Annotated in this window: 1 protein-coding gene; it reads right to left on the bottom strand. The window is 59.2% G+C overall.

What is annotated here, in order from left to right; all coding sequences use genetic code 11:
- Nucleotides 1-309 precede the first annotated feature (309 nt).
- Nucleotides 310-3160, bottom strand: a 2851-nt coding sequence (locus tag VIH17_12305; GenBank protein HEY4684010.1) for a Plug domain-containing protein, incomplete at its 5' end; no start/stop codon positions are given.

The raw sequence follows: 3160 nt of genomic DNA, 5'->3' as shown, positions 1-3160 counted from the left end.
GCGCCTTCGCTCGCCATCCGCGCGGCCATCTCGCGGCCAAGGCCTCGAGCAGCGCCGGTGATGAGAGCAACCCGGTTGCTTAGTCGCACGCTTCACCCCGCTCGCTCAGACGACCCTGCGCGGGAGGGAAGGCGAAAGCCTTCCCCCGCATTTTTGGCAAGGTGGTCCGTTTTCATCTCGCCGTCCTAGTGCCGTTCCAACTTAATGAGCCTATACATCTCGATCCTGTATGCTCAATAAAGCATGCCGTGTGACTTGCGGGAAATGGCCCCAAATAGTTGGAACGGCACTAGCCGTTTCCTTAAGCGACTAGAAGGTGAACTTGAGGGCGAACTGAATCACCCGCGGCCCGGTGCTGGTGGACGTAATGCTGCCCAATGTTCCCGGAACGAAGACGTTGTTGCTCGGGTTCAAGAAATTCACGGTATTGAAGAGGTTGAAGAACTCCGCCCGAAACTCGAACTTGGTCGCCTCGGTGACCGGTATGAATTTGACGACGCTGAAATCAATGTTGCGCTGGTCGGGACCGCGGATGATGTTGCGTCCGGAAGTCCCAAACGGCGCTGCGTTCGCACAAGTGGGAGCGAAGGCCGAGGTGTTGAAGAACCGGCCGAGCTTGTCGTGTACCGAGCCCTCGATTTGGAGCGGGGGCGGAGAGGGGACGAAGTCAGCCCGGTTGAAAAGCGCCGAGCCCAACGCGCAAATCACCGAGAAGGGAGTGCCCGACTGGAAGGTGGCAATGCCGGCCAGTTCCCAGTCGTTCAGGAACGACTTTGCCCACTGCGAGTCACCATGATAAAACTTCGGCAGGTCGTACACGCCGCTGAAGACGAAGCGGTGGGGGCGGTGGAAGTCAGAGACGGCTCGCTGCGACTTGCGGTTTTGTTGATCGCCGGGGGCGGCCGCGAGTTCGTTGGTCGGCGCGCCGGAAATATCGTCGATCGACTTGGAAAAGGTATAAGAGGCAAGGAACTGAAGACCCTTGCTGAAGCGCTTGGTCAGGCTCGCCTGCAACGAGTCGTAGTGGGAACCGGCGGTGGTCTCGGCGCGCTGGAATCCGTTCAAGACCTTGTTGGCCGAGAAGCCGGAACCACTGAACGGCGGCGTTCCCGTCGCGCCCTGGTTGAAGGTGAAGATATTGATGAGCTTGGTCCCTTTCGAACCCACGTAGCCGATTTCGAGGAGCCAACTCTTCACCGGCTCCCACTGGAAGCCGAAGTTGTAATGATAGACATACGGCATGCGGAAGTTTTGATCCACGTAGAGCCCGCTGACGGGCGTTCGCAAAGCCGGCAGCGGAACTCCAGCAAAGTAGAAAGGAATGGGCGAGGGAATGGTCGCCGGGTCAATCGGGAAGGAGGTGGTGGCCAGGTTGGGAAAGGGATTGGCAAACGAACCCAGCCCAACCCCGATCACGTCAAAGGGATAATTGAATATCTGGAAGTTGGCGATACGGGTGGAGAAGCGGTCGAAATAGACGCCCATGCCGCCTCGCCAGACGAAGTTCCCGCCGGAATAAGGCTTCCAGGCAAAACCGAAGCGAGGGGCGAAATTCCAGTCGTTCGGATTGATCGTATCGCCTTTCTTTAGCAAGACGAAGCCATTGGGGGGATTGCAAGGGCTTGCAATCGTGCAAGGCAAGGTGTTACGGGCAAAGACGGCGGGGTCAAAATTGGCTATGCGGCCGCGGATTTCGCTGATGCCGCCGTTGAAGCTGACCCGGAATCCGGCGTTGATTGTCAACTTGTCAGAAATGCGGAAATCATCCTGGGCGAACCAGGAGACATCGGTAGCCCGCATGCCGCGGTCACGCACGCCGTTGCCCAGCAGGCCGAGGGCAATGTTGCCTGCCAGGAAATCGCGGAACGAATTGAAGTTGATCTGCCCGCGCGAGAAGAAGTTGAAGAAGAAATCCACCTGATAGCGGCGGAGGTCACCGCCGAGCCGGAGAGAATGCCGCCCGCGCGTGTAGGAGACCATATCCGACCAGGTGTAGGTCTCGACCACGGATTTCTGGTCGGCCAGCGTCGTCGAGCCGATCGAAAAAAGCCCCAGCACCTGCATGGTGGCCATGCCGGGAAACTGGGCCGCCAGCGGATTGTTGATCCCGAACTGAGCATTGGTGAACGGCTCTTCCGGAGTGGAGGGGCCGCGAATGCGGCTGAAGCCAAAACGAGCTTCATTGATGACCCGCGGGCCAAAGACGTGGGTATCGGTGATGGTAAGCACGCGGTTGCGAAACTCAATGTCACCGCCGTAGCCGGGCATCTGGAAGGGGTTGCTGCCGACGAAAGTGAACAACGAGTGAAACTGGGGAGCATTGGAGAAGAAGAATTTTCCCGATAGTCTGTTTGCGGCTGTCAGATCGTGATCGAGGTTTACGTTGAACTGATCTTCGCGGAAGCGGGAGACCCCGCTGAGCGGCGTGCTGATCAAGGTGGTCGGCGTAGCTCCGGTGGCGGCGGCGCTGGGAATGGCGAACTGGCCGTTGGGCAGCGTGGCCTTGAGCAAGGCCCGGCTGATGGGATGGAGCGTGGTCGGAGGAGAAAACTGTGCGGTAAGCGCATCCAGTGCCGCATCGCTGCGGTCATCCGTCAAGCCCGAAGGAATGAAAGGGAAGGTCAGACTATTGGTCAGGGAAGCGCCGTTGCGCTCGCGCGTCCCCTGGTAGGATACGAAGAAGAAAGTCTTGTCTTTGACGACGGGGCCGCCGAGAGTGCCGCCGAATTGATTGCGGGTCAAAACCGGTCGAGGGCGAGCTTTGGCATTCAGGAAGAAATCGTTGGCGTTGAGCACCTTGTTGCGCAGGAACTCGTAGAGGTTGCCGTGGAGCTCGTTGGCGCCCGATTTGGTGACAGCGGCGACATTGCCGCCGCTGTTGCGCCCCTGCGAGGCATCGTACATGGAAGTTTGCACGATGAACTCTTGAATGGCATCCGGGGCGGGAACGGAAATGTTCGGGGTCGAGTTGGTGCCCGGGCTGTTGACTTCAGTGCCGTTGACGATGACGTTGTTGCTGGTGCTGCGCTGGCCGTTGACGGAGATGTTCACGTCGCCGCGGCCGAGCTCAGTGTTGTTCGACAGGCCCGCCACCGTCCCCGGGGAGAGGGTTAAGAGTTGCTGGAAGTTGCGGGTGGGCAAGGGAAGCTGCCGGAGCTGT

Source organism: Candidatus Acidiferrales bacterium, from assembly GCA_036514995.1.
Lineage (GTDB): Bacteria > Acidobacteriota > Terriglobia > Acidiferrales > DATBWB01 > DATBWB01.
This window is presented reverse-complemented; position numbering and strand designations above follow the sequence as displayed.